The sequence below is a fragment of the Psychrobacter sp. YP14 genome (assembly GCF_003209315.1).
Taxonomy (GTDB): Bacteria; Pseudomonadota; Gammaproteobacteria; order Pseudomonadales; family Moraxellaceae; genus Psychrobacter; species Psychrobacter raelei.
Genome location: NZ_CP029789.1, coordinates 1,696,103 through 1,722,149, shown reverse-complemented (window position 1 = coordinate 1,722,149; position 26,047 = coordinate 1,696,103). Strand labels below are relative to the sequence as shown.

At 45.6% G+C, this 26,047-nt stretch carries 19 protein-coding genes; 11 read left to right on the top strand and 8 right to left on the bottom strand.

The features are described from left to right. Window positions 1-71 precede the first annotated feature (71 nt). The 3 genes from DLE54_RS07110 to cobA all read left to right on the top strand — a co-directional run bounded on the left by DLE54_RS07110 (window position 72) and on the right by cobA (window position 5,711). Window positions 72-1,568 (top strand): NAD(P)/FAD-dependent oxidoreductase, encoded by a 1,497-nt coding sequence (locus DLE54_RS07110; protein ID WP_110816714.1) that lies wholly within the window; start codon window positions 72-74, stop codon window positions 1,566-1,568. A 92-nt stretch (window positions 1,569-1,660) separates the two neighbouring features. Next, the gene (locus DLE54_RS07105) at window positions 1,661-4,651 is read left to right on the top strand and encodes a nitrate reductase (protein ID WP_227535007.1); all 2,991 of its coding nucleotides are present in this window, start codon (window positions 1,661-1,663) and stop codon (window positions 4,649-4,651) included. 115 nt (window positions 4,652-4,766) lie between these two features. Beyond that, window positions 4,767-5,711, top strand: a complete 945-nt coding sequence (cobA, locus tag DLE54_RS07100) for a uroporphyrinogen-III C-methyltransferase (protein WP_110816712.1) — start codon at window positions 4,767-4,769, stop codon at window positions 5,709-5,711. Between the two features lie 116 nt (window positions 5,712-5,827). Here the strand turns inward: cobA and DLE54_RS07095 are convergent, their stop codons facing one another. The 4 genes from DLE54_RS07095 to DLE54_RS07080 all read right to left on the bottom strand — a co-directional run bounded on the left by DLE54_RS07095 (window position 5,828) and on the right by DLE54_RS07080 (window position 9,087). Beyond that, a complete protein-coding gene (locus DLE54_RS07095; protein ID WP_011960768.1) occupies window positions 5,828-6,220 on the bottom strand; it encodes a hypothetical protein in 393 nt (130 codons plus the stop codon). A 103-nt stretch (window positions 6,221-6,323) separates the two neighbouring features. After that, window positions 6,324-7,736, bottom strand: coding sequence for an aspartate ammonia-lyase (locus DLE54_RS07090; protein WP_110816711.1), 1,413 nt, complete (start codon window positions 7,734-7,736; stop codon window positions 6,324-6,326). 252 nt (window positions 7,737-7,988) lie between these two features. Next, window positions 7,989-8,348, bottom strand: a complete 360-nt coding sequence (locus tag DLE54_RS07085; protein WP_011960766.1) for an AzlD domain-containing protein — start codon at window positions 8,346-8,348, stop codon at window positions 7,989-7,991. After that, complete coding sequence (locus tag DLE54_RS07080; protein WP_110816710.1) at window positions 8,338-9,087, bottom strand: AzlC family ABC transporter permease; 750 nt, start codon at window positions 9,085-9,087, stop codon at window positions 8,338-8,340. Before DLE54_RS07080 ends, DLE54_RS07085 begins: the two co-directional genes overlap by 11 nt. Window positions 9,088-9,431: 344 nt before the next feature. On the opposite strand from DLE54_RS07080, the gene DLE54_RS07075 reads away from it, so the two are divergent. Beyond that, window positions 9,432-10,880: an SLC13 family permease gene (locus tag DLE54_RS07075; RefSeq protein ID WP_110816709.1), complete on the top strand. Its 1,449-nt coding sequence runs from the start codon at window positions 9,432-9,434 to the stop codon at window positions 10,878-10,880. 124 nt (window positions 10,881-11,004) lie between these two features. Here DLE54_RS07075 and DLE54_RS07070 read toward each other — a convergent pair whose 3' ends face one another. Together DLE54_RS07070 and DLE54_RS07065 are read right to left on the bottom strand one after the other, a co-directional pair. Next, a complete protein-coding gene (locus tag DLE54_RS07070) occupies window positions 11,005-11,475 on the bottom strand; it encodes a Dps family protein (RefSeq protein ID WP_011960763.1) in 471 nt (156 codons plus the stop codon). 499 nt (window positions 11,476-11,974) lie between these two features. Then, window positions 11,975-12,637, bottom strand: a complete 663-nt coding sequence (locus DLE54_RS07065; protein ID WP_011960762.1) for a YcxB family protein — start codon at window positions 12,635-12,637, stop codon at window positions 11,975-11,977. Window positions 12,638-13,044: 407 nt separating this feature from the next. On the opposite strand from DLE54_RS07065, the gene serS reads away from it, so the two are divergent. Together serS and tkt are read left to right on the top strand one after the other, a co-directional pair. Next, complete coding sequence (gene serS, locus DLE54_RS07060; protein ID WP_110816708.1) at window positions 13,045-14,331, top strand: serine--tRNA ligase; 1,287 nt, start codon at window positions 13,045-13,047, stop codon at window positions 14,329-14,331. A gap of 151 nt (window positions 14,332-14,482) precedes the next feature. Beyond that, window positions 14,483-16,483 carry a transketolase gene (gene tkt, locus DLE54_RS07055; protein ID WP_110816707.1) on the top strand — a complete coding sequence of 667 codons (2,001 nt, stop codon included), beginning with the start codon at window positions 14,483-14,485 and terminating at the stop codon, window positions 16,481-16,483. An 83-nt stretch (window positions 16,484-16,566) separates the two neighbouring features. On the opposite strand, the gene DLE54_RS07050 is transcribed toward tkt, so the two are convergent. Continuing rightward, complete coding sequence (locus tag DLE54_RS07050) at window positions 16,567-17,514, bottom strand: IclR family transcriptional regulator (RefSeq protein ID WP_110816706.1); 948 nt, start codon at window positions 17,512-17,514, stop codon at window positions 16,567-16,569. 270 nt (window positions 17,515-17,784) lie between these two features. Here DLE54_RS07050 and DLE54_RS07045 point away from each other — a divergent pair, with 270 nt between their 5' ends. Both DLE54_RS07045 and DLE54_RS07040 read left to right on the top strand, forming a co-directional pair. Further along, a complete protein-coding gene (locus tag DLE54_RS07045) occupies window positions 17,785-18,981 on the top strand; it encodes an acyl-CoA dehydrogenase (protein WP_110816705.1) in 1,197 nt (398 codons plus the stop codon). A 174-nt stretch (window positions 18,982-19,155) separates the two neighbouring features. Next, window positions 19,156-20,349, top strand: a complete 1,194-nt coding sequence (locus tag DLE54_RS07040) for a CaiB/BaiF CoA transferase family protein (RefSeq protein WP_264755978.1) — start codon at window positions 19,156-19,158, stop codon at window positions 20,347-20,349. A gap of 58 nt (window positions 20,350-20,407) precedes the next feature. Here DLE54_RS07040 and DLE54_RS07035 read toward each other — a convergent pair whose 3' ends face one another. Further along, entirely contained in the window at window positions 20,408-21,187 is a 780-nt protein-coding gene (locus DLE54_RS07035; RefSeq protein ID WP_227535005.1) for an IclR family transcriptional regulator, read from the bottom strand. 380 nt (window positions 21,188-21,567) lie between these two features. On the opposite strand from DLE54_RS07035, the gene DLE54_RS07030 reads away from it, so the two are divergent. The 3 genes from DLE54_RS07030 to DLE54_RS07020 all read left to right on the top strand — a co-directional run bounded on the left by DLE54_RS07030 (window position 21,568) and on the right by DLE54_RS07020 (window position 25,978). Continuing rightward, entirely contained in the window at window positions 21,568-23,022 is a 1,455-nt protein-coding gene (locus DLE54_RS07030; RefSeq protein WP_011960755.1) for an NAD-dependent succinate-semialdehyde dehydrogenase, read from the top strand. A gap of 142 nt (window positions 23,023-23,164) precedes the next feature. Next, window positions 23,165-24,424 carry a 4-aminobutyrate--2-oxoglutarate transaminase gene (gabT, locus tag DLE54_RS07025; protein WP_110816703.1) on the top strand — a complete coding sequence of 420 codons (1,260 nt, stop codon included), beginning with the start codon at window positions 23,165-23,167 and terminating at the stop codon, window positions 24,422-24,424. 114 nt (window positions 24,425-24,538) lie between these two features. Further along, window positions 24,539-25,978 (top strand): APC family permease, encoded by a 1,440-nt coding sequence (locus DLE54_RS07020; RefSeq protein WP_110816702.1) that lies wholly within the window; start codon window positions 24,539-24,541, stop codon window positions 25,976-25,978. The last annotated feature ends 69 nt before the right edge of the window (window positions 25,979-26,047 follow it).

Here is a 26,047-nt window from a genome sequence, read left to right as displayed (position 1 = left end):
CTAAGCACTTAGGTTGAGAACATAATGGGTAATAATTATCTCAACTGCCGCTTAAGTGGCTAAGGTCTCTCATGCCAGCTCCCGAAACTGCCAGCCCCACGACACGCTCATCAGCCATAAATGCTCAGGCATCAGCCATAAATGCTCAGGAGCATAACGACTCAGCTAATGGTGTGGTTATTATCGGGGCCGGTATGGCAGGCAGTCGCTTAGCCATTAAATTAGCCACTGTTTGGCAGCAAAATGACAGTAACACGCACAGCAATGGCCATCACAGCAACAACACTCAGGAAAATAAAGCGCCTAAAATCACTTTAATTAGTAAAGAGTCTGAGGTGGGTTATAACCGTATCATGCTATCTCCAGTCTTGGCAGGCGAGACCTCATTTGAAGACACCTATTTGTATGATAAAGGGGACTATGAAAGACTAGGTATTCATGTTCTAGCGGCAGTGGGTGTCGATAAAATTGATACCAACAATCAACAGTTGTCCTTAGACAATGGTGACTGCCTCAGCTATGGCAAGCTGGTCATTGCGACGGGCTCAACTGCTCGGGTTATCCCTTTTCCAAATCACCAAGCCAAAGGCGTTCACGTATTTCGGGACGTGGCAGATGTTGATTTGCTAAGTGAGTATGCCAAACAAGGTAAGACAGGCTTAGTGATTGGCGGCGGCGTGCTGGGCCTAGAGGCAGCTTGTGCCTTATCTTCGCAGGGGGCTGCTATGACGGTGATCCATGTCGATGATTATGTACTAAACCGTCAGTTAGACTTGCCGGCTGCACTGATGCTGCAAGAAGAGCTGGTCAGACGTGGTGTTGGGCTTGAGGTGTCTGCTGCATCGACCACCATTGAGGTAAACGACGCTGATGAAGTCGTGGGTCTAAGTCTAAAAGATGGCCGTACTTTGGCCGCTGATTTTATAGTCATGGCCGTCGGTATTATTCCGAATACTCAGTTGGCAGCTGATAGTGGTATTGAGGTGAATCGAGCCATAGTGGTAGATGAGAACATGCACACCTGTTGTCCGAACATCTATGCCATTGGCGAATGTGTCGAAATTAATGACGAGCTTTTTGGCATGGTATCGTCTGTCAATCAACACGTAGATAGCCTAATTCAAGTGCTAACGCACCCTGCGGTAGAATCAAATTGGTCTCCTTTTGTCAGCGTACCATTGGCATTAAAACTTAAGGTCTCAGGCATTGCTGTATTCTCATCAGGTCAAATTGAATTTGATGACGAAGAGCTGGCTTTCGTAGAGCAGATTGTTTATAGACACATTGAGGATAATCAGTACCACTGCCTATTTGTGAAGGCGGACCATTTAATTGGGGCTGTGTTGTATGGAGAAACTGGCGATGGCACTTTTTATAGTAAGCTGATTAATGAGCAAATTGATATTTCAAGCGTTAAACAGGATTTGATATTTGGGGCAGCTTATTGTCAATCAAAGCTTGAAAATCAAGACAGTGATAATGCTGCCATCAGCCCAGTGAGCACAGGTGAACAGACGGCTGTCGCACAGCAAGAGACTGCCGCATTACAGACAATCGCCTGTGCCTAAAGAGTAGACGTTTTATACAAAAGATATCAAAGCAAAATAGTGAGAATATTATCAAAAACAGTCAAACCAATTTCGTTGAAGTGACCCCCAGTGTGAATAAGATTAAGACCTTATTTCTCGACAATGACGCCCATGTTGCAGCCGCCAGTCATGATTCTATACGCACGGTTCGCACGACTTGTCCTTACTGCGGCGTAGGCTGTGGGGTATTGGCCAGCGTAGATAACTCAACAGCTAAAGTCACAGTTAAAGGTGATCCACAGCATCCGGCCAATTTCGGTAAACTGTGCTCTAAGGGCAGCAATCTGGCTGAAACCTTGGGCGTAGAACGTCGCTTGACCCATCCTTATTATCAAGACAAACTGGCGGCTATGAATGGCTTATCTCCCAGCCCATCCCTAACAACCTTATCGACATTAGTAGATAACGATACGGTAATAAAAGCCGTAGATTGGGAGACGGTGCTTGATGATGTGGCCCATCGTTTAAGCCGTACCATCACAGAACATGGCCCCCAAAGCGTAATGTTTTATGTGTCGGGGCAACTACTAACTGAGGATTATTATGTCGCCAATAAGCTAATGAAAGGCTTTATTGGGAGCAATAATATCGACTCAAATTCTAGATTGTGTATGTCATCGGCGGTGGCCGGGCATAAAAGAGCGTTCGGAGCGGATTTGGTTCCGGGCAGTTATACCGACTTTGAAGATTGTGATTTGTTGGTATTGGTAGGCTCTAACATGGCTTGGTGTCACCCCATATTATTTGGCCGATTTTTAAAAGCCAAACAAGAAAATCCTAATAAAAAGCTGGTGGTGATAGACCCTAGGCGCACAGACTCATGTGAGTTTGCAGATTTACACCTGCCTTTAGCACCGGGGACTGATACCCATTTATATAACGGTTTGCTTAAATACTTAACAGACAATGGCCATAAAGATGCCAGTTACGCCGCAAAGTGCGAAGGCTTAGAGGCAGCATTGGCTGCTGCTGAAGCTTGGACACTACAAGCCGTGGCCAGTGCTACCAAGCTGACGGTCGAGCAAGTTGAACAGTTTTATCAGCTGGTTGCCGCCAACAGCAAGACCGTCTCTGCATTTAGTATGGGGGTGAACCAGTCCAGTAGTGGGACGGATAAGGTGAATGCCATAATCAATAGCCATTTATTAACGGGACGTGTTGGCAAGCCTGGTGCCGGTCCTTTTTCATTAACTGGTCAGCCCAATGCCATGGGCGGGCGTGAAGTAGGCGCCTTAGCTAATCTATTGGCGGGGCATTTAGAGCTGGACAATGCTGAGCATCGCCAAGCGGTTGCTGAGTTTTGGCAGTCGCCTGACTCGATTAAAGCCAATACCGGTATCAAAGCCTGTGATGCTGCCGATGCCATATTATCAGGTAACATAAAAGCCATTTGGATTGTGGCCACCAACCCAGTGGTAAGCTTGCCAGAAGCAGATAAATTTAAAAAAGCCTTGGCCGAGTGCGACCTAGTTATCGTCTCAGAGTGTTCAAAAGACAGTGATACCATACGCTGCGCAGATATAGTTTTGCCCGCGCAAGGATGGAGTGAAAAATCTGGGAGTGTGACCAATTCTGAACGCCGAATCTCTCGTCAACGCAGCCTTATGCCAGCTGTGGGTGAGTCAAAACCGGACTGGTGGATTTTTGCTCAAGTGGCAAAACGCATGGGATTTAAAGGGTTTGAATACAATGATCCTAGTGAAATTTTTTTAGAGCATGCCGCCTTAACCAGCTATCAACAGCATAACTATCCTCGCCAGCTGGATTTATTGGCTGAGATAGCCGCTCATGGCCAGCCTTATGAATCTATGCAGCCGCTACAATGGGGGGGAAAACATATTGATGTTGTTCATGCTAATTTTAAGCATAAAGCACCGAATTTCATCGCCATTACACCGCCCAAACAAGCCGGTGCTGTTAATAAGTTTCTGTCCGCAGATGGTGTGCATATAGTGCCCAGTGATAATACCAGCCTTCCTTTACGATTAATTACAGGCAGACTGCGTGATCAATGGCACACCATGACGCGAACAGCTTTAGCGCCTAAGTTGAACCAGCAGCAATCTGTACCTACGTTAACGCTCCATCCTAAGGCTGCTAAAAATCTAGGCGTCATTGATAATGACTTTGTCTGTATTGGTGCACAGACAGACTTTAAGAGCCAAGTTTCAAAAGTAATGGCACAAGTTGCAGTCAGTGATGAGGTGCGTATGGGGGATGCCTTTATGCCCATGCACTGGAGTGATGCTTTTGCAAACTTGGCCAGAGTAGGGACGGTAATACCCACGAAAGTTGATCCAATATCGTCACAGCCTGAGCTGAAAAACTCGGCAATAATGGTCACACCCGTCAACATAACTGCTTTTGGCCGTATTTTAGTGCATTTAGATTGGCTAGAGGCTTTATTGGTGCAATTACGTCAACTGTCATCTCAACAAGATAAAGCAGGGATGCCAAAACTCATTTGGAGTATCAGTCGTCAACAAGACAGCGTGTTAATTCATTTAGCGACAGGTAGTGAGTCTGTCGGCAGTGAGTGGTTAACCTTAGCGTATTGGCAAGATTTTGTAGCACGGATTGCTAAAAGTACCAAACATAAGCCTATGGCAGCTACAAACTCACTAAACAGCAGTATGATGATGAGTGAGTCTGATAAACAGTTACGCTTTGTAGTTCGTCAAAATGCAGATACAAAAAATCCTACTGTTGACACTGCTAAACAGCATTTAATCATGACGATTTATATTGCCCCTAAGCGAGAGCAACTGCCCAGTATTCATTGGTTAAACAGCTGTTTTGCAGATATGAGCAAAGTGCCTTCGGTTAAATGGTTGCTGGCAGGAAGGCCGGCAAGCGGCTATGTGGATCCAGGCCGTTTAGTCTGTGCGTGTATGGGGGTGGGCGAAAATACCATCATTGATGCCATTACCTCTCATGGGTGTAACGATGCCAGTGACGTTGGCAAATTATGTCAAGCGGGAACCAACTGTGGCTCATGTGTGGGCCAGATCAACGAGTTGATTAAAGCGCACAGCCCCATTAAAAAAGCGGCTTTGGCTTAAGGGGATTATAAGCGCTCTTAGCTTAGCGAGCGTATATCAATGAACCTGGCATGTTAGTTGCAGCATACTTAGTATGAGTCACACTACATTTTAAGATGCCAGGAGCATACACAGCATGACCAAGGCGATACAGCTAGATCCTACCCTGTCACAATCTGCTTTAAAAAATAAGTTAACACACAGGCCTGACGATGTCTCAAAGCCCGCAACAAAAGGTGCCGTATATTTGGTAGGGGCAGGGTCTGGTGATCCTGAATTACTCACTCTAAAAGCTTATCGTGTCATGCAGCAAGCGGATGTCGTTCTTTATGATAGCTTAGTATCACAGGACGTTTTAGACTTGTGTCATCCTAGCGCAACTAAGGTTTTTGTTGGTAAACGCTGTAATAATCATGCGATGCCACAAGCGGATATTAATCAGCTGTTAGTGCGTTATGCTCAAGCTGGTAATTGCGTGGTTCGTTTAAAAGGCGGCGATCCTTTTATCTTTGGCCGAGGCGGTGAAGAGTTGCAGGCTGTGGTTGATAATGGGGTGTATTTTGAGTCGATACCTGGGATTACCGCTGCTAGTGCTGCTGCGAGTAGTACGGGTATTCCCTTAACTCACAGACAATGTGCGCAGTCCGTCAAATTTGTGACGGCTTTTAAAAAAACCAATTGTCCAAATCAAGACTATAGTGAGATGCTAGAACCTTCTCAAACAGTCGTGCTGTATATGGGGTTGAATCGTCTGGCCGGACTTACGGAGGGCTTGATACAAGCAGGGCGAGACCAACTGACACCATTTGCTGTAGTCAGTCACGCAAGCTTACCGACGCAGCAAGTGTTAATTGGCACCTTACAAGATATCGCTTCAAAGCAAGCCATGGCCAAGCTACCGACACCGGCCTTACTGATTATGGGTGATGTGGTAAATTTATATCAACAGTTGAGCCACTTTAATTTGGCAGATCAACGAGCTCAAAGCAGGTCTATCACTGAGCAATATAAGGAGCACGGTCGTAAAGGCTTGGAAACGGGCAGTGATGAGACTGCGATTGAAGGCGACTTGGTGGTTTAATATAGGACAGGAATTAAAAACTAACGTTTAAATAAAAAAACAGAGAAAAACAAAAGAGAGGCGTGTTGACGTCTCTCTTTTTTATTTCGGTTATAAGAGCTGTGCTGTATGACGCCTTATTTAGTCAGGTTGGTATAGCAAGTTTGTAAGGATTTGGCGACCACTTTTGTCACCAACTGCGCACGATAGGTAGGGTCTAAAGCGGCATTGGTCATATCAACCACAGTCACTTGCTGCGGGGCTTGCTCACTAACGCAGCCACAGATTTTGGTTTCAGCGGCTTGCTCTTGCTCAGGTGTCATTGCCACGCGGGCCAAGCGCCAAGCGCTTTGTTTTTCAAGCTCGCTACGGCACTGAGCATCTACTGCGGATTTAAAAATATTCATACCCACGTTGGTGGCTGTACCCACGGCATTGCCTGCATTGGTTGTGCTACCTGTACCTGTTGAAGCGCAGCCTGATAGTGCCAAAGTTGCCATCATAGCTGAAGCTGCCAGAATCTTTTTCATAGACCAAGTCCTTGAAGGTTATTAAAGTAAAATAGGCTACTTAAAAAAAGGCAGATTATCAATAGATAATCTGCCTTTTTGTGCCTGTTGTTGCAGAATCGATTTAAGCTTTATTTTTGAGCAGCGGATACACCATGTTTTCAGGTGAGATAATCTCATCAAGTGTGGACTGATCTAACAGTTTTTCTTCTAGTACTATGTTGTACACACTGCCGCCACTTTCTTGCGCCTTTTTGGCAATTCTTGTCGAAACTTCATAGCCCAAATGCGGGTTAAGCGCTGTGACCAGACCAATATTGCTCAGCACTTGCTGACGACAATAATCTTCATTCATCTCAATACCATCGATACAGCGAGTCGCAAAGGTTTCACAGATATTACCCATCATAGATAGGCCGGTGAATAAGTTGAACGCCATCACAGGTTCAAACACGTTCAACTGCAATTGTCCCGCCTCTGATGCCATAGCAATGGTGTGGTCAATACCCATCACATGAAAACACGCTTGGTTGACCACTTCTGGAATGACAGGGTTAACCTTACCAGGCATGATAGAGCTACCAGGCTGCATTTGCGGAATGCGGTATTGTCCTAGGCCGGCGCGCGGTCCAGAAGATTGCAAGCGAATGTCATTGGCAATCTTTGATAACCGGGTAGCGAGTAGGCGCAAGTTACCTGATAGTGCGACATAGACACTGGTATCTTGGGTGGCTTGCACTAAGTCATCTGAGGTGTAATAGGGTTTACCCGTAAGCTGCCTTAGAACCTCAGCACAGGTTTCAGGATAATTAGATGGCGCATTAATGCCGGTACCGATGGCAGTGGCACCCATGTTAATCTCATACAACAGCTCCCGCACTTGCTCAATGCGCTTTTTTTCAGCCTTAATCATGGTGGCAAAGGCATTGAACTCTTGTCCCGCTGTCATTGGCACAGCATCTTGTAAGTGAGTGCGTCCCATCTTTAAGCGGTCGCCTAAGGCTTGCTTTTTATTTAAGAAGCTCTCAAGCAGGATGTCCATCTTAGCAAGTAAGCGTTCACAGTAGTGATCTAGTGCCAGCTTTAAGGCGGTGGGGTAGGAGTCGTTGGTCGATTGTGACAGGTTCACGTGGTTATTCGGATGTAAATACTGATACTCGCCTTTGTTGTGACCCATAATCTCTAACGCACGGTTGGCAATTACCTCATTAACGTTCATGTTGGTTGAGGTACCAGCACCGCCTTGGAACATATCAATAATAAATTGATCGTGGTATTTGTCTGCAATTAAGTCATCACAAGCGGCGCAGATGGCATCTTTGATTTTCTCATCCAATACGCCTACTTTATGGTTGGTAATGGCTGCCGCTTTTTTTACGGTAGCAAAGGCTCTGATAAATGGGGCAAATTGGTGCAAGCGCACACCGCTGATGGGGAAGTTTTCAAAGGCACGTAGGGTTTGAATGCCATAATAAGCATCAGCGGGAATATCACGATTGCCCAGAAGGTCGCTTTCTTGACGAGTAGAGACAGTCATACGTATATCATCCTAAAAAGAGATCTTAAACAAGTTAAGCCTTATACCATAGCACAGTTAAAAAAATAATTAAGCTGAATAAAAGGTTTTGATTACCATGATAGATAAAGGTTATGTATCAATGGCTTATATAGAAAATAGATAACTTATAATTGGCTATGGCGACAGATTGTATGAGGCCAAATAGGAGCCGAATTAGGGACAAATAAACGCTAACAGTTGACCTAAAAAGCTTTGGAATATAGCCAAATATTAGCTTAAAAGGTGTGCAAATAACCGTAGCAGCCCATTGACAGCAGCGATGCCTACTACCATGCTCACCAACAATTGACGACTGATGTGATATACCAGCAGCACCAATATTAATGCACCAATTTGTGCCAAAAGTAGGTGTAGCTCGCCACTGTGCAGCCCAGTTTTGGCTGAAATATCCTGATAAGATAAGCTGGTTAAAATCAGCAATACCATCACCGATAGCGGCAAGCTTTCATTGAGTCTATGCAGCCAAGGTGTGTCCAGCAGCCGTCTAGGAATTAATGCAGGCAGCGCCCGAGTGATAAAGGTCACCCCGGCCATCGCTAACGTGGCAAAAATCAGATAGCTACTGCTCATGGCCATCTCCTTTTTTATGGGTTATTTCGGGGGGGTGCTGCGCTGCCCAAAATCCGCGTACTAAGATAAATAACATACACAGCGTAATGGCCATTAACAGTACCCAGCTGCTGGTAAATTGCGAGGCAATGATTAAAGATAAGATGGCAATGCCAATAGGAAAATAGCGTTTGATGCTTTGAAACTGTTCATAGGCCAAGATGGCAAATAAGCACACCAACGCAAAATCCAAATTGGGGATTAAGTCGCTTAGGGTGCCGCCGAGTATGAAGCCGATGCCACCTGCTACTACCCACCAGCTTTGGTTAAAAAGGCTAATAGGTAGCATTAAAGTTTTGCGCAAGGGTTGAGGCAAGCTGGTCATGACGGAGAAGGTCTCGTCGGTAAGCGCAAACAGACAGTAAGTTTTGGCCAGCTTGTTATCGGGCAAAGATTGTAATAGGGGCATGCCATAAAAGACGTGACGCAAATTAATGGCGGCAATGTTGGTGGCCATACTACCAATGGGCATACCGGCACTGAGCATAGGCAGGCAAGCATATTGAGCGGCACCGGCATAAAGCAGCACACTTAACATGATGGTGGCCCAAAAAGGAAGGCCTGCCACTTGAGCTAATACGCCAAAGGCTATACCGGCAGGTAAGTACCCCATGGCGACAGGTATGCTTTTTTTGAATCCTTGTGCCCAATCATGTTGGGACTGGTGTCCGATAGATGAGGTGTTGGAATGAGAAGTCACAGGGCATCCTAATATTGACTATATTTTAAGCTTATGAAATCCAAGTAGCCTGTCCTTAATGGGCAAATTAACCTGCGCTTTTTGTTATAACAAAGCCGTTAATCGTCAAGCCTATATAAATTTTTTTTCAATTCTTATACACTTAGCTATAATAGTAGCTATATAGAAATATTTAGCAACAATTAACCTATTATTTTTTGTTATGAGTGCCTTGTTTTTTTATAGCCGCTTATTTTTGCCTACGCCATTTAACTATTGTATTTTTGATATTTGAGTGATTTATTACCACGATTACTCTTTTGCCCGTAATGACACATTTGGGCTTACATTTATAAGGAGATTTTATGTCCGATCCGAATATTACGCCCAAAGGGCCCAACGATGCCTTAGATGGGCATCTGCCCCATGATGGCAATGAGTATCTATTTACCGATACCTTTCCTAAAGGCACCGTAAAGGGACTGGTTATCACAGCGATTGCTGCTCTTATTAGCGTGATGCTATTTAATGTATTGCCTTTTGAAGCCAACGTTAATAAGGGTCTGAGCCTATTGGTATTTATTGGTATTTTATGGCTAACCGAAGCGCTGCATGTGACCATCACAGCCATTTTAGTAGTGATCGTTGGGGTCGCCATTGGTATTCCTGAGTTTGATACCAAAACTGCTTTATCAAGCTTTGCTAATCCCACCATTTATCTGTTCTTTGGTGGCTTTGCATTGGCTGCGGCACTGCATGTACAAAAGCTGGATGAAAAAATTGCTTTGGGTTTAATCTCAATGTCCGGTGGGCGTTTAGGCAACGCAGTAGTGCTTATATTCATTGCCACAGCGATGCTATCTATGTGGATTTCAAATACTGCAACTGCGGCGATGATGTTACCGCTGGCCATTGGTATGCTATCCCAAGTGGATCGTCAAAAAGACCGTGGCACCTTCGTGTTTGTCCTGTTAGGTATCGCTTATTCGGCAAGTTTGGGTGGTCTAGGAACCATTGTGGGGTCACCGCCGAACGCCATTGCGGCCAAAGCTTTAGACATCTCTTTTGTAGATTGGATGAAGTTTGGTTTACCCATTACCTTTATTTTGACGCCTCTGTTATTAGGTGCTATGTATCTGGTGTTAAAGCCCAATCTTAATGTGCGTATCAGTAGCGTAGATCAGCCTGATATTCCTTGGACTAAGCCTAGAGTCATTACTATTATTGTATTCTTAGTCACCGCTTTATCATGGATATTTGGTAATAAGTTAGGTGAGATGCTAGATATTAGTGACATGGATTCTATTATTGCCTTGTCGGCAGCGGTGGCTGTGGTCAGCTTAGGGTTGGTATCTTGGAAACAAGTATCCGATAATACCGACTGGGGCGTGCTCATGCTATTTGGGGGCGGTATTGCATTATCTAACGTTTTAAAAACCTCAGGCGCCTCACTAGTCATGGGGGAAACCGTCGCACAGGCACTAATGACCACACCTCTATTCCTAGTGTTGCTGGCGGTTTCTGCCTTTATTATCTTTTTAACGGAGTTTGCTTCGAACACCGCTTCGGCGGCACTACTGGTCCCTGTGTTTGTGGCCATTGCTGAGCAAATGGGTCTGCCAAAAGAAGTGCTCGTCCTTATTATCGGTATTGGTGCCTCGTGTGCCTTTATGTTGCCTGTTGCCACACCGCCAAACGCCATTGTATTTGGTACCGGCCTGATCAAGCAATCTGAGATGGTGCGGGTTGGTCTGGTTTTAAATATCGTTGCCTCTATTGTCGTGGCCTGCTGGGCCTACTTCTTCTTAATGTAAGGCCTGTTAACAAGAAGATTCTTGTCATTAGATAACCAAAATCCCCGCTCAGTGAGCGGGGATTTTGGTGTTAGTAAAACTGGCTTGTCACCAAGTGACACACTAGCTTAGTCTAGACAGTGAGTTAGCCTAAGAAAGCGTTATACATCCAAACCAGTTTTTCTTGCTGCTGTACATACTCATCCACTAAATCAGCGGTACCTTGGTCTTCAGCTTCTTCTGCTACTGCAGATACTTGGCGCTGCTCTTCAATAAGCTCTTGTAAACCACTTACCAGACCTTTAACGCATTCTTTGCCGTTAAAGACGTTTTTGTGCTCTTTGATGCTGCTGTGCTGAGCAAAGTCGCTATAGGCATGTAGTGGCGTGCCGCCTAGAGTTAATACACGTTCAGCGATTTCGTCGATTTGAAGTTGTAAGCTGGTATATAGCTCTTCAAATTTTTGATGTAGTGAGAAGAAGTGCTCGCCTTTTACGTTCCAGTGGTAGCCACGCACATTAATATAAAATACATGGTAGCTTGACAATAGATTGTTTAGTTTATCGATGACAGCTGACATGTCTTTTTTTTCTAGGCCGATTTGATTGGTAGTCATAGTTATTATCCTTTTTTTTGTGAGTGTTAAGTGATTAAATTTTAATTGTTGAAAGACTGCTCTAAGCTATCTTAGCTTTGAGGTGACTTTCTATAAATGACTTGCTATAAACAACGACAGCGAAGTCCAAATGAAAGAGGCTAGAAGCGCTCCTATTCCGTACTGTTAATAGTAGCAAAGTTAAATGTATTAGTTAAATGAAACGTTTTAATAGTGTTGATAGGTTTTATAAAACCATAGCGGTGTGGTGTTATATCCTTAATGGTTATAGTGAATAAACGTTTATAGCATAATCAAAAATCTAGATTAAGTTAAGGGTTTTTTACAAATATAAACTTAGGCATGACCTAAAAAATGAACCAGGCAATGCGCTATAAATGGCTGCTAAAAATGGCAATAAAAAAGGCAGCCAGAAGGCCGCCTTAAGGCATTAATTAGTCCATGACCAATAGAGGCTAATTAAGCTATGATTAACGATAATAGACGTTATCTGCTGTTGCTACTGCTGACCTAAAGCCACAGGATTTAACCCTTTTTGAGGAATGACTTCTAATAGGTGCGTGCGTACAGTGTCAATCGGGAACTTTTGTGCTTGCAGACGTTTTGGGATAATCTGACTGCCTTGCTGCCCCTGCATTTCAAATAACATAAAGATATAATCATCCGTCTCCTCCCAGCTCTTGACAGCACTCCAAGGAATGACAGCTTGCTGAGTGGATGCTGCACGCATTTGCATGCCGCGCATTGCCTTTGACATATTGGGCTGAATACCGGCATTAGGTGCTGGCATTGCCATAACCAGACCGTGTTTTTGCACGCCCAATTTTAACTGCTTCATTTCCTCTGGCATTTCTTGTTCGGCCATTTGTTTTTCAAACTCGCGTTTGACATACCATTTCATACCGACAGTACGCACCAGCAGATATACCACGACCAGCACTAACATCAGGTAGAAGATAAATGTTGAGTAGCCTTTTACAAAAACCAAGCCGGCAACGGCTGCGATGACCACCAGTGCCATCACAATCCACTCTTTGAGTTTGATGCTATTTAGGCCAAATGAGGGATTACTTTTTTCAAACAACTCAAATTGTGCTTGTTGAAATTCATCTTCAGTCAAATTAATGTCAACAGGTTGCAGCGTGTAAGGGTAGAGAGCCATATAATTACTCGAATAGGATGTTAATTGGGCAAAATAATAATAAAAGGAGTATGACTTTTTTTAGACCAAAGCCTAGCTGTCATAGATACCCTGCTATCTTACCGAAAACTGGGGGCAATTGAAACTTTTAACCCAAGCTGTGCTTGTAATTTTTATTCAAAGATGTAAGTACGTAATCGGCGGATTTAAGTACTCAAAAAATAGCCTAAGACGATAAGAGGGATGTTTTAGATTGAAGCGTGGTCAAAATCAGTGGGCGAAAAATAGGCTAGGGTGGGTCAAAAAAACCAAAAAAGCAGATTTTTATCGGTTAATTGGGTGCATAGAGCGCTTTAAACGTGGTCAAAAATGCTCGGTCTTGGTATGATAGTCACCTTACTCTCTTAATCTCCTAAAAAAGGTGTTGCATGATTGATCCTAAGTTATTACGCCAAGATTTAACTGAGCTAAAACAGAAGCTTGCCAAGCGTGGCTATGAGCTGGATGTGGATTTTTGGCAACAGATGGAGTCGCAGCGCAAATCGCTTCAGGTGATCACCGAAGACTTACAGGCCAAGCGTAATGCTGGGGCTAAGCAAGTGGGTGTGCTCAAGAAAAATGGGGAAGATGCCACTGAGCTACTGGCTGAGATGCAAAATATCAGCAGCGAGATGAAACAGGCTGAAGAGTCGCTAAAAGCGCTACAAGACAAGATTAATCAAGCGGCATTACAAATCCCAAATATTCCAGCCGATGACGTGCCAGAGGGCAGCTCTGAAGAGGATAACGTTGAAGTGCGTAAATGGGGCACGCCGCGTCAGTTCGACTTTAAGGTCCAAGAACACAGCGACTTAGGCGAGGCTTTGGGTCAATTAGACTTCGCTGCTGCTGCTAAGCTAACGGGTAGCCGCTTTAGCGTATTAAAGGGTCAATTGGCACAATTACACCGCGCCCTTATCCAGTTTATGCTCAACACGCATACCGTAAAATACGGTTATACCGAGTGTTATGTCCCATATATTGTCAACTCAGATAGCTTAGAGGGTACTGGCCAGCTGCCAAAATTTGAAGAAGATTTATTTAAGCTGACCAACCACACCAACAATGAAGCAATGGGATTTTATCTGATCCCAACCGCTGAAGTGCCTATGACCAACTTGGTACGTGGTGAGCGTCTAGATGCCAGTGAGCTGCCGCTAAAATTTACCGCACATACCCCTTGCTTTAGAAGTGAGGCCGGCTCGCATGGTCGTGACACCCGTGGCCTTATCCGTCAGCATCAGTTTGAAAAGGTGGAAATGGTCAATATCGCTACCGCTGCACAATCTGATGAACTGCTTGAGCAAATGACTGGCCAAGCTGAGTATATCTTGCAGCAATTACAGCTGCCGTATCGGGTGGTTAAGTTGTGTACTGGCGATATGGGGTTTAGCGCCCTGCGTACTTATGACATCGAAGTGTGGGTACCTAGCCAAGATACCTACCGTGAAATCTCAAGCTGTTCAAACTGTGGTGACTTCCAAGCCCGCCGCATGGGTACCCGTGTAAAAGAAGGCAAAAAAACTGAACTTGTGCACACCCTAAATGGCTCTGGGCTTGCTGTGGGCCGCACCTTATTGGCGATTATGGAAAACCATCAAAACGCGGATGGCAGCATCACCATTCCAGAAGTACTGCGTCCTTATATGGGCGGTGCTGAGATTATTTCAGCCTAAGACAACTTTATTGGTATAATTTGAGACATCCTGCCATTCATAGGAGTGACAGGATGCTAAGTCGTTTGTTTTTTTATTGCTTATTTTTAGTCGTTTTTCCTCTCACTATTAACCTTTCGTTTTAATAGACCACCAAAACCTAGGATTTTTTATGTCAACACCTATATCTGAACGCAAACTAGCTAACGCCATTCGTGTGCTTTCTTTTGATGCGGTTCAAAAAGCCAACTCAGGGCATCCGGGCGCACCGATGGGCATGGCAGATATTGCAGAAGTATTGTGGCGTAAATTTTTAAAGCACAACCCAACCGATCCAAATTGGCCAAACCGTGACCGCTTCGTGTTATCAAATGGTCATGGCTCAATGTTGATTTACTCGCTACTGCATTTAACGGGTTATGACGTTAGCATTGATGATTTAAAAAACTTCCGTCAGTTGCATTCAAAAACCCCAGGTCACCCAGAGTTTGGCTATACGCCAGGTGTTGAAACCACGACCGGTCCATTGGGTCAAGGTATTGCCAATGCTGTGGGCTTTGCTATTGCCGAAAAAACATTGGCCGCTCAGTTCAACCGTGACGGTCACAACATCATTGATCACCACACCTATGCATTCTTAGGCGATGGCTGTCTGATGGAAGGCATTAGCCATGAAGTGGCCTCACTTGCTGGCACTTTGGGCTTGGGCAAGTTGGTATTCTTCTATGATGACAACGGCATCTCAATTGATGGTAACGTAGAAGGCTGGTTCACTGACGATACGCAAATGCGCTTTGAGAGCTATGGCTGGCAAGTGATTAAGGTTGATGGCCATGACGCGGATGCTATTACCAAAGCCACGGAACAAGCGATTGCTGAAACCAGTAAACCCAGCTTAATCATCTGTAAAACCATTATTGGTGTGGGTAGCCCCAACAAACAAGGCAAAGCCTCAAGCCATGGCGCGCCACTGGGCGATGATGAAATCGTATTGGCTCGTGGTGAGCTTGCTTGGGCACACGCTCCTTTTGAAATCGATGAAGAAGTGTATCAAGCTTGGGATGCTAAAGCCAAAGGTGAGGCTCAGCAGAAAAACTGGGAAGCGGATTTTGAAGCCTATAAAAAAGCCTACCCAGTGCTTGCTGAGGAGCTACAACGTCGTCTAAGCGGTGACTTGCCAAGCGACTTTGAGCAAAAAGCCAAAGCATACATCCAGCAGTGCCAAGAGCAAGGTGAGAACGTCGCCAGCCGTAAAGCCAGCTTCAATGCTATTAATGCTTTCCAGCCACTACTGCCAGAGATTATGGGGGGGTCAGCAGACTTAGCAGGGTCTAACTTGACTTTGTTCAAAGATGCTAAAGGTATTGAAACTGATGCTGATGGTAACTACATCTATTACGGTGTGCGTGAATTTGGTATGACCGCGATTGCTAACGGTATTGCGTTACACGGCGGCTTTATTCCTTACGTTGCTACTTTCTTAATGTTTATGGAATATGCCCGCAATGCGGTACGTATGGGCGCGTTAATGAAACAGCGTGTTATCCATGTGTATACGCATGACTCAATCGGTCTGGGTGAAGATGGTCCTACGCATCAGCCTGTGGAGCAGTTGACCAGCCTACGCACCACACCAAATCTGCATACATGGCGTCCTTGTGATACCGCAGAGTCGGCCACGGCCTGGGCAGAAGCACTAAAAGCTAAGAACAACCCATCTGCGCTGATCTTTAGCCGCCAAAACTTGCCGCACCAAGCACGCGATAGCGAGCAAGTGGCCAATATTGCTAAAGGGGGTTACGTGCTGGCCAAAGAGCAGTCTGAGCTTCAGGCCATTATCATTGCGACAGGCTCAGAGGTGAGCTTAGCGATGGACGCATACCAGACATTAACGGCAAACGGTGTGGGTGTGCGCGTGGTGTCTATGCCTTGTGCTGAAGTATTTACTGCGCAAGACAGCGACTATCGTGAGGCAGTATTACCATCAAGCATTCGTGCTCGCGTTGCAGTAGAAGCTGCACATGTGGACTATTGGTTTAAGTTTGTGGGTCTTGATGGTAAAGTGATTGGCATGACCACTTATGGTGAGTCAGCCCCTGCAGGCGAGCTGTACAAAGAGTTCGGTATCACTACTGAAGCTGTGGTAGAGGCGGTAAACAGCTTAGTTAAATAAGCTTTTACTGACTGAATAAAAAAGAGTTGTCAGACATGTCTGGCAACTCTTTTTTTATCATCAATAAAATAAAACCCTTTTGTTTACAATGACTCAATCTGTTTGGCCAAAGCCTGTAGGTGCGGCACAATATAACTGATATAGCTGTCGGCCTCCCACAGTGCCCTTGGAACACTGGCATTTAAGGCGTGAGTGTATTTACCCTGAATGCTGTCGTATAGCGGCATTGCCACTGCCAAGATATCGGGTGAATACTCCCCATCGGACAAGCTGTAGCCGTGCTGGTGATAAAAATCAGCTGCCTGATTAAGCCTATTTATTGCCACAAGTTTTTGCTCAGAGTCATCAGCATAGGGCAGAGTATCTATCACTTGCTGCTGCATAGATGGCGTCATCGCAGCATAATAAGCCCGCCCTAAAGCCGTCTTCTCAAGTGGCACCGTTGACCCCACTGACAGATTCACCGCCAATCGTGCTGGACTGCGATAACACGCCACATAACGCATCTCGCCCTCATCTTCGGTCGCAATATTGACCGACACCTGATGAGTGAGTGCAAACTCTCGCAGTAACGGCATCGCCTCTTCAACGATATCTTGCCCTTGCCAGACACTGCTGCTTAATTTGAGCAGGTTTTTGCCAAGCTTATAGCTGTCATTGCTATTGCGCTTGATAAAGTTTAACTGCTGCAACGTATGCAATAGGCGGCTGACAGTGGCTTTAGGCAAAGCGGTCTTATCACACAGCCTCTGATGGGTCAGCTCTTGCTCATCTTCAAAGGCACTTAGCAACAGCAGTCCTCGTCCAAGTGCTGTAATAAAGGCCTTGTCATCCGTTATTTTGGCATGCTCTAAACTGCGGCTGAGGCTGTCAAGTAGACCAATATTTGCTGATGGTTTTAGGGTCGGTAAAGATGCTATGTCTTTATTAGATACTGTTTCTTTATAAAAGCGTGGGTCATGATCGCTGCCAGACTGATCTGAGGCAGTAGCTATATTTAAGCCATTTGGTTGCTTTTTAGGGTGTGTCATAAGGTAGTCATCGCCGCTTATATTTATTTTAAATAGCAGTTAAACCATTGATAATAAAACACATAATTAGTTGTTTAGTCGATGGCTGTCAAAACTGCTTTACTTACTTAATCAATTCTGTTTTAATTAATCCATTAAATGAAACACAGTTTCACTATGCGGAACATATTAAGTTTAGCAGCTTTAAGTAAAGTAATCTAGCTTTTTTATTTCGCACTCTTAATAAGCCCATTTGTATAAATGACAGTTGATAAAAACAAGGAGTTCGTTATGTCAAGTAATGCCCACGCCACCCACAGACCTACTTTTGAATGGTCAGATCCTTTTTTATTACATGACCAACTCACAGAAGAAGAGCAGATGGTGCAAAGATCGGCGCATGATTTCTGTCAAAGCGAGCTTATGCCAGGAATTTTACAGGCCAACCGTCATGAGAATTTTGACCGCAATATCATGCGTCAAATGGGCGAGCTGGGTCTGCTTGGCGTTACCATTGACGGGTATGGTTGTGCCGGCTTATCGAGTGTGGCTTATGGTGTTATTGCCAAGGAAGTAGAGGCAGTTGACTCAGGCTACCGCTCCGCCATGAGTGTGCAGTCAAGCCTAGTGATGCATCCCATCTGGGCATACGGCACAGAGGCACAAAAAGAAAAGTACCTGCCCAAACTGGCAACAGGTGAGTATGTGGGCTGCTTTGGCTTAACCGAACCTGACGCTGGCTCAGATCCTGGCTCAATGAAAACTCGTGCCAAAAAAGTAGATGGTGGCTATCAACTTAAAGGCAGCAAAATGTGGATTACTAACAGTCCGATTGCCGATGTCTTCGTGGTATGGGCCAAAGATGATGAGGGTGAAATCCGCGGCTTTGTATTAGAAAAAGGCATGAAAGGCTTATCAGCACCTAAAATTGAAGGTAAATTCTCGCTGCGCGCCTCTATCACTGGTGAAATCGTGATGGATGATGTGTTTGTCCCTGAAGAAAATGCTTTTCCAGACATTCGTGGTCTAAAAGGGCCGTTTGGTTGCCTAAACAAAGCACGTTATGGCATTGCTTGGGGCTCAATGGGCGCAGCTGAGTTTTGCTGGAAAGCGGCCCGCCAATATACCCTAGATCGCAAACAGTTTAACCGTCCTTTAGCCGCCACTCAATTGGTGCAGCTAAAGCTTGCCGATATGCAAACTGAAATTGCTCTAGGCTTGCAAGCTGCGCTGCGAGTAGGGCGCTTGATGGATGAGCACAATGCGGCGCCTGAGATGATTTCTCTGATTAAGCGCAACAACTGTGGTAAGGCACTCAATATTGCTCGTGTGGCACGTGATATGCACGGCGGTAATGGCATCAGTGATGAATTCCATGTGATTCGCCATGTTATGAACTTAGAGGCCGTGAATACTTATGAAGGCACTCATGACGTACATGCCCTTATTCTAGGCCGTGCTCAGACGGGTATTCAAGCTTTTGGTTAGATAATTTTATAGCAGTAGACATGGAAGGCAATGGCCGCCATAAGCAGGGTTTTGTTTCGGCTGTCATTAGCGGAGCACTCTCCACTTAGGGCGGCTTTTTTTATCGCCAAAACAGAGATAAGGGATGATATGTTACATAATGAATCAACTGAGTCAGGACGCACAGAGCAAAACATACAGGCCTTAAGCGGTATTAAGGTTTTGGATTTATCTCGAGTGCTGGCAGGGCCGTCTAGTACCCAAATGCTTGCAGACTTAGGTGCTGAGGTTATCAAGGTAGAGCGCCCTGTGGTTGGAGATGAAACTCGGCACTGGAATCCGCCAAGCTTCACTGATGAGCAGACAGGGGAGCAGACCGCCGCCTACTTTGCCACTGTCAACCGCAATAAGAAGTCAATCACCGTGGACATCACCACAGCAGAGGGACAGCAGCTGATTAAAGCGCTGGCAAAAGACAGTGATGTGCTGGTAGAGAACTTCAAAGTGGGTGGGTTAAAAAAATACGGGCTAGATTATGAGTCATTAAAAGCGCTCAATCATCGACTGATTTATGCCTCCTTGACCGGCTTTGGGCAGACAGGGCCTGAGGCACATAAACCTGGATATGACTATATCATTCAAGGCTTATCAGGGCTGATGAGCATCACAGGCCCAAGCGGTGGAGAGCCGCACAAAGTGGGCGTGGCTGTGGTGGATTTGTTCGCAGGCTTGCAGCTGACTGTGGGCATTCAAGCAGCGCTTTTGGCGCGTGCCAATACAGGTGAAGGACAGCATGTGGATGTCGCCTTGCTCGATAGTGCCATTGCGATGCTGGCCAATATCGGTATGAATCACTTGGCTTCAGGCAAGACGCCGCCTAGATTGGGAAATGCCCATCCTAATATTACGCCTTATCAAGTATATGCTACCGCTGATGACAGTCACTTTATCTTGGCGTGTGGCAATGACAGCCAATTTGCCAAAGTGTGTGATGTCATTGGAATAGCACTGCATGAAGACCACCGATATAGCACTAACCCTGCTCGAGTGCAAAACCGCGAAAGCTTACAGCAAGTACTCACAGCGGTATTTAAGACCAAAACCCGTGAGCAGTGGCTACAGCTGCTGCAGCAAGCCGGTGTGCCTTGCGGTCCTATTCATAATGTCACTGAGGCACTGGCAATGCCGCAGGTGCAGGCTCGCGATATGATTGTCAGCTTCGAGGGTAGTCCGGTGCGCGCTTTAGGCAGTCCGATAAAGCTCTCTGGGACGCCGGTGAGCTACCATAGTGCTCCGCCGGCGCTAGGCGCAGATACTGAGGCGGTATTACATAGCATGGGACTTAGCGATGAGAAGATACAGCAGCTGCGGGCTCAGAATATCGTGTAGACAAAATATCTGCGTCCATGCCTGTCAACACATAAGCGCTGGCTATTGGCGCAATGAATTAGTGGCTGCTGATGCCAAGGCGCTGGGAGATGTCTTTGGCCAAGGCCAGTAAGGCTTGGCTGACGCCCTCGCGCTGTTTTTCATACTCCTCTTTAACGAAGCTGATGGCCATACCAGCAATCGGCTGTCCTTCCGTATCGACCACACAGGTTCCCAGACAATACATACCCTCTCGCAGCTGACCATCATCAAGTGAGATGCCGGTATCACGCACCTGCTGCAACTCTTTAAGTAGCACATCTAATTGCTGCACACTTCTTGAGGTATATGGCGCCGGCATCTGCTGTTCAAACAGCTGAGTTATGGTGCTATTGTCATAAGTGGATAACATGGCTTTGCCAGTGGCAGAAAAAGGCGCAGGCACTCGCACCCCTGAGCGAAAGGTAAAACCTAGTGGGGCGGGCGACTCATGGCAGGCTAAAAATACCACCTCCTTGCCATCAATCTTCGATAAGGTCACCGTGTGCTGCAATAGCGTGGGGTGATTGACAATGACCTCGTGAAAGACATCAATAATACTGTGCTGCTTTTCATACTTGCCAGCCCAGTACAACAGATAAGACCCCAAATGAAAACGGTTGTCACGGTCTTTAAACACCAAATGCTTGGCCAATAGACTTTGCAAGATATTGTGGGTGCTACTTTTGGGAAGTGACAATTGCGACGCGATTTCAGCTGAGGTAAGCGGGTAATTGGCTTCTGTAATCAGATCCAAAATAAGGCACATTTTATCTATGGCAGGTACGCTAACAGAGGGCTTAGAGGTATTGTCTTTCAAGTCGAATTTTCCTATTTAATACTCAAGTAATCCAAGCTTACTCGGCTCAATGAGCGGGATGACAATATGTCATTGAAAGTATGTAACGATGAGTCGTTATTTAATTTGAAAGGGATACGGATGGCAATAACTCACCAATAAAAATAGGGCTAATTATATGTAATTTTTGGTTGCAATTTAAAGGAAACTAAACCTATAATAAATCATCCTGTATATGAAATACAAATTCAATATACTGAACCAAGAAGAGTAGGGAAATTCTCATACACTGTGTCTTGAAGGCATAGGTATTCACTTGATGAAATAGATATTTAATTAAGTAGCCAGTTTGCCCTCACAAGCATCTAGCTTGGCTACCCAAAGCGACAAGGAAGGTCTTTATGTTAAGTTTAAAAAATCCTGCATTATTAAAATCACATTGTCTACTGGGCGAAGGCTGGGTAGATGCCCAAGATGGTAGCCAAATTGCGGTGACCAATCCCTTTAATAACCAACAGATCGGCACTGTGCCAAGTCTAACTCAAGCTCAAGTTGAGCAAGCTGTCACTGATGCTGAAGCTGCTCAAGTGGCTTGGGCTGCTCTTACCGCAGCTGAGCGGGGCAAGTTATTACATAAATGGGCCGATCTGATTGATGACAATCACGAAGACTTGGCGGTATTAATGACCGCTGAGCAGGGTAAGCCCTTAAAAGAGTCTCGTGGCGAGATTACCTATGCCAACAGCTTTATTCGCTGGTTTGCTGAAGAAGGCAAGCGTGTGTATGGCGATGTCATTCCCTCTACCAAAAGCACTCAGCGTATTACAGTTCTAAAGCAGCCGGTGGGTGTCTGCGCAGCCATCACGCCTTGGAACTTCCCCTCAGCCATGATTACCCGCAAAGCGGCACCTGCCTTAGCGGCCGGCTGTACCATGATTGTAAAGCCTGCCACTGAGACCCCGTTATCTGCACTGGCATTAGGCGAGCTTGCGCTGCAAGCGGGTATTCCAAAAGGTGTGCTACAAATTGTCACTGGCAAGTCCTCTGTCGTGGGCGGGGTATTAACGCAAGACCACCGCGTGCACAAATTGTCTTTTACCGGCTCAACAGAGGTGGGCCGTACCTTAATGGCACAATGTGCGCCCACCATCAAAAAACTGTCTTTGGAGCTGGGCGGTAACGCACCCTTTATCGTCTTTGATGATGCCGATCTTGAAAAAGCGGCCGATGGCTTAATCGCAGCCAAATACCGCAATGCCGGTCAGACCTGTGTCTGTGCCAACCGCATTTATGTACAAGACAGTATCAAAGAGCAGTTTTTGGCCATTTATCTACAAAAAGTCGCCCAATTATCGATAGGTGATGGTCTAAAAGAGGGGGTAGATATCGGTCCTTTAATCAACCAAGGCGCCCTAGATAAGGTCACCGCTTTATTACAAGATGCGTTAGATAAAGGCGCAAGCTTACTGGCTGGGGGTGATGTGAATGATATCTCACCCTTGACCATGAACCCGACAGTAATTAGTGACATCACAGCAGATATGGACATTGCTCACGAAGAGATTTTTGGGCCAATCAGTACCATCTTTACTTTCAGTGATGAAGCAGAAGTTATCAAGCATGCCAATGACACTATTTATGGCTTGGCTGCCTATTTTTATAGCAATGACCTGGCCCGTTCATGGCGCGTCTGTGAAGGGCTAGATTATGGCATGGTGGGTCAAAACACAGGCATCTTATCGACAGAGGTTGCACCCTTTGGTGGCGTTAAGCAATCTGGATTTGGCCGTGAAGGCTCTAAATATGGCATAGATGAATATGTCGTCACTAAATACTGGGCCCAAGAGCTGGGCTAACTATCTTTGATTTAAAAAACGGTCAACTATTGATCATAACAGGGGATACCTCCCCAGCTACAAGTTGGTAACCTAAGTGGGATAATCCACTTAATATTTTCCCAAATGCACAGGCATTAAATTTGATACAAAGGATGTAGATATGAGCAAGCTAACCAATCAGTCATTACTAGAGCGCCGTACCAAAGTATTACCTAAAGGCTTAGGCGTGGCTTTCCCAGTCTTTGCCGAGACGGCCAAAAATTCAGAGGTATGGGATGTTGAAGGCAATCGTTATATCGACTTTATCGGTGGTATATCGGTACTAAACACTGGCCATAATCATCCAAAAATCACTGAGCGTGTGCGTGAGCAGTTGGATAAATTCACTCATACCGCTGCCCAAATCATGAACTATGAAAGCTATGTGAGTCTGGCTGAGAAGTTGTGTGAACTTGCCCCTATCAGCGGTGATAAAAAGGCTGTGTTTTTTACCACGGGCGCTGAAGCGGTTGAAAACACCATGAAAATTGCCCGTGCACACACCGGTCGTCACGGCGTTATCTCCTTTGTCGGTGGCTGGCATGGCCGCACTCATATGTGTATGGGGCTTACCGGTAAGGTGGTACCTTACAAAAACAACTTTGGTCCTATGCCAGCCTCCATTCACCATGCGTTATTTCCAGCACCAGAGCTTGGAGTGACAGAGGCACAAGCGCTTGAAAGTATTGAGATGATTTTCCAAGCTTCTATTCACCCAAGCGATGTGGCAGCCATGATTATAGAGCCGGTTCAAGGCGAAGGCGGCTTCCATCAAGTTACCCCCTCATTTGCTAAGGCGCTACGTAAGATCTGTGATGAGCACGGTATTGTGCTGATCTTTGATGAAGTACAGACCTGTTTTGGTCGTACTGGCACTTTATTTGCAACGGAGCAACTGGGTGTTGAGCCTGACTTAATGACCAGCGCTAAGAGCTTGGCTGGTGGGTATCCTATTTCAGCTGTGATTGGCCGTGCTGACATTATGGATGCACCACAGCCTGGTGGATTGGGTGGTACTTATTCGGGTAACCCATTGGCTTGTGTGGCTGCTTTGGCAGTCATCGAAGTGATTGAAGAAGAGGGTCTGCTTGAGCGCAGTAAAGTGATTGGCGATACCATTGCCAGCTTCTTAGCGGCACTAGATAATCCAAAAATTGCCAATATCCGCCATAAGGGCGCTATGCTGGCCTTTGATATAGTGGATGCTCAAGGTAAGCCAGACGCTGAAGCCACGGCCAAGCTGCGTGCCAATGCCTTTGAAAAAGGTCTTCTATTGGCGTCATGTGGCCGTCATGGTAACGCCATTCGTGTGATGGTGCCTTTGACTGTCTCTGATGACGTGTTGCAAGAGGGTCTTGAGATTATTAAAGCGGCTTTGTAATGGGATAAAAGCACTTACGCTTAATTTTTTATAATAAATAATGACTTCAACGCCCGTCATGTAAAAGTGAGGGGCATTGGGGCACTTAAATAATCAGATAATCAGGGAGTTGATATGTCTGGATTGAAAAAGTCTTTAGGGCGATTTGATATTATTGCTTTGGCCTTCGGTGCCATGGTAGGTTGGGGCTGGGTTGTGTTGGCTGGTGGCTGGGTTATTTCGGCTGGCATCTGGGGTGCAGTGCTGGCCTTTTTAATTGGTGGTCTTGCGGTTATCTTTATTGGCTTTGCTTATGCCGAGCTGGCAGCTTCCATGCCCATCACTGGCGGGGAGCATACTTATACTCATAGGGCGCTTGGGGTGCATGTCTCCTTTATCTGCTCATGGAGTATCTTATTTGGTTATCTGTCGGTAGTGGCCTTTGAAGCGGTTGCCTTGCCAACCGTTATTGAATACCTCATTCCAAATTTTAACCAAGGTTTGTTATGGAATGTGGCCGGCTGGGATGTCTATGCCTCATGGGCAGCTGTGGGTATGTTGGGCTCTATATTGGTAACATGGCTAAATATCCGCGGTATGGAAGTCAGTGCTTGGTTCCAAAAACTTGCCGTAGGCGGCATCTTATTTGTGGGTACTTTATTAATATTAGGTGCCATTTTATATAGTCCTGCTGAATCTACTGCGGTACAGGCACCAGCCTTTATTGGTGGTATAGGTGGTATTATGGCGGTTATTGTCATGGTGCCTTTTATGTTCGTCGGCTTTGACGTTATTCCTCAGGCAGCAGAAGAGATTGATTTGACTCGGCCCAAAATTGGCATATTTTTATTGGTATCTTTGGTAGTTGCCGTGGCTTGGTACGCTGGCGTGGCATGGAGTGTGGGTAAAACATTGCCTTTAATCGAAGCGCAAAACTCAACGCTTGCCACAGCCGATGCCATGACCAATGCTTGGGGCGGAAAATGGGCTGGTGTCTTACTGGTCATGGGCGGTGTATTGGGTATTTTATCCAGTTGGAACGCCTTCTTAGTGGGTGGCAGCCGGTTACTATTTGCCATGGCAAAATCACACATGCTACCAAGCTTTTTAGCCAAGCTGCATCCCAAGTATAATACCCCGGTAAATGCTATCTTACTCATCGGTGGTCTAGCAACCTTTGCCCCTTTATTCGGCCGTAAAATGTTGGTTTGGATCGTGGATGCTGGCGGTTTTGGTATTGTGATTGCCTATACCTGCGTTGCCATCTCCTTCTTAGTATTGCGTTATCGCGAGCCTAATATGGTAAGACCTTTTAGAGTACCTGCGGGCAAATTGGTGGGTCTGATTACTATCGTATTAAGCTTGGGGCTATTATTCTTATACTTACCCGGTATGCCTTCTGCCTTGACTGGTGTTGAATGGGTCATCTTCCTAGGCTGGACGTTATTTGGTATCTTATTGTACTTATACTCGATGTCAAAAAATCCTGGCAAGAGTAAAGCCTATATGGATGCTGAAATCGTTGCTGTAAAAGAGATGAATATTCAGTGGTTAAAAGATAACAAACTCATTTAGCTTCTCGTAAAATCCAATGCTTTTAACACAATACTAAAAAGCTCTGTCAAATTGACAGAGCTTTTTTTA

Bases quoted from the DNA above. Each gene is read 5' to 3' on its own strand.
- DLE54_RS07110 (WP_110816714.1), top strand. From the start codon at position 72: ATGCCAGCTCCCGAAACTGCCAGCCCCACGACACGCTCATCAGCCATA.
- tkt (WP_110816707.1), top strand. From the start codon at position 14,483: ATGTCAACACCTATATCTGAACGCAAACTAGCTAACGCCATTCGTGTG.
- DLE54_RS07045 (WP_110816705.1), top strand. From the start codon at position 17,785: ATGTCAAGTAATGCCCACGCCACCCACAGACCTACTTTTGAATGGTCA.
- DLE54_RS07020 (WP_110816702.1), top strand. From the start codon at position 24,539: ATGTCTGGATTGAAAAAGTCTTTAGGGCGATTTGATATTATTGCTTTG.
- gabT (WP_110816703.1), top strand. From the start codon at position 23,165: ATGAGCAAGCTAACCAATCAGTCATTACTAGAGCGCCGTACCAAAGTA.
- DLE54_RS07050 (WP_110816706.1), bottom strand. From the start codon at position 17,514: ATGACACACCCTAAAAAGCAACCAAATGGCTTAAATATAGCTACTGCC.
- DLE54_RS07085 (WP_011960766.1), bottom strand. From the start codon at position 8,348: ATGAGCAGTAGCTATCTGATTTTTGCCACGTTAGCGATGGCCGGGGTG.
- DLE54_RS07095 (WP_011960768.1), bottom strand. From the start codon at position 6,220: ATGAAAAAGATTCTGGCAGCTTCAGCTATGATGGCAACTTTGGCACTA.
- DLE54_RS07090 (WP_110816711.1), bottom strand. From the start codon at position 7,736: ATGACTGTCTCTACTCGTCAAGAAAGCGACCTTCTGGGCAATCGTGAT.
- DLE54_RS07030 (WP_011960755.1), top strand. From the start codon at position 21,568: ATGTTAAGTTTAAAAAATCCTGCATTATTAAAATCACATTGTCTACTG.
- serS (WP_110816708.1), top strand. From the start codon at position 13,045: ATGATTGATCCTAAGTTATTACGCCAAGATTTAACTGAGCTAAAACAG.
- cobA (WP_110816712.1), top strand. From the start codon at position 4,767: ATGACCAAGGCGATACAGCTAGATCCTACCCTGTCACAATCTGCTTTA.
- DLE54_RS07065 (WP_011960762.1), bottom strand. From the start codon at position 12,637: ATGGCTCTCTACCCTTACACGCTGCAACCTGTTGACATTAATTTGACT.
- DLE54_RS07075 (WP_110816709.1), top strand. From the start codon at position 9,432: ATGTCCGATCCGAATATTACGCCCAAAGGGCCCAACGATGCCTTAGAT.
- DLE54_RS07070 (WP_011960763.1), bottom strand. From the start codon at position 11,475: ATGACTACCAATCAAATCGGCCTAGAAAAAAAAGACATGTCAGCTGTC.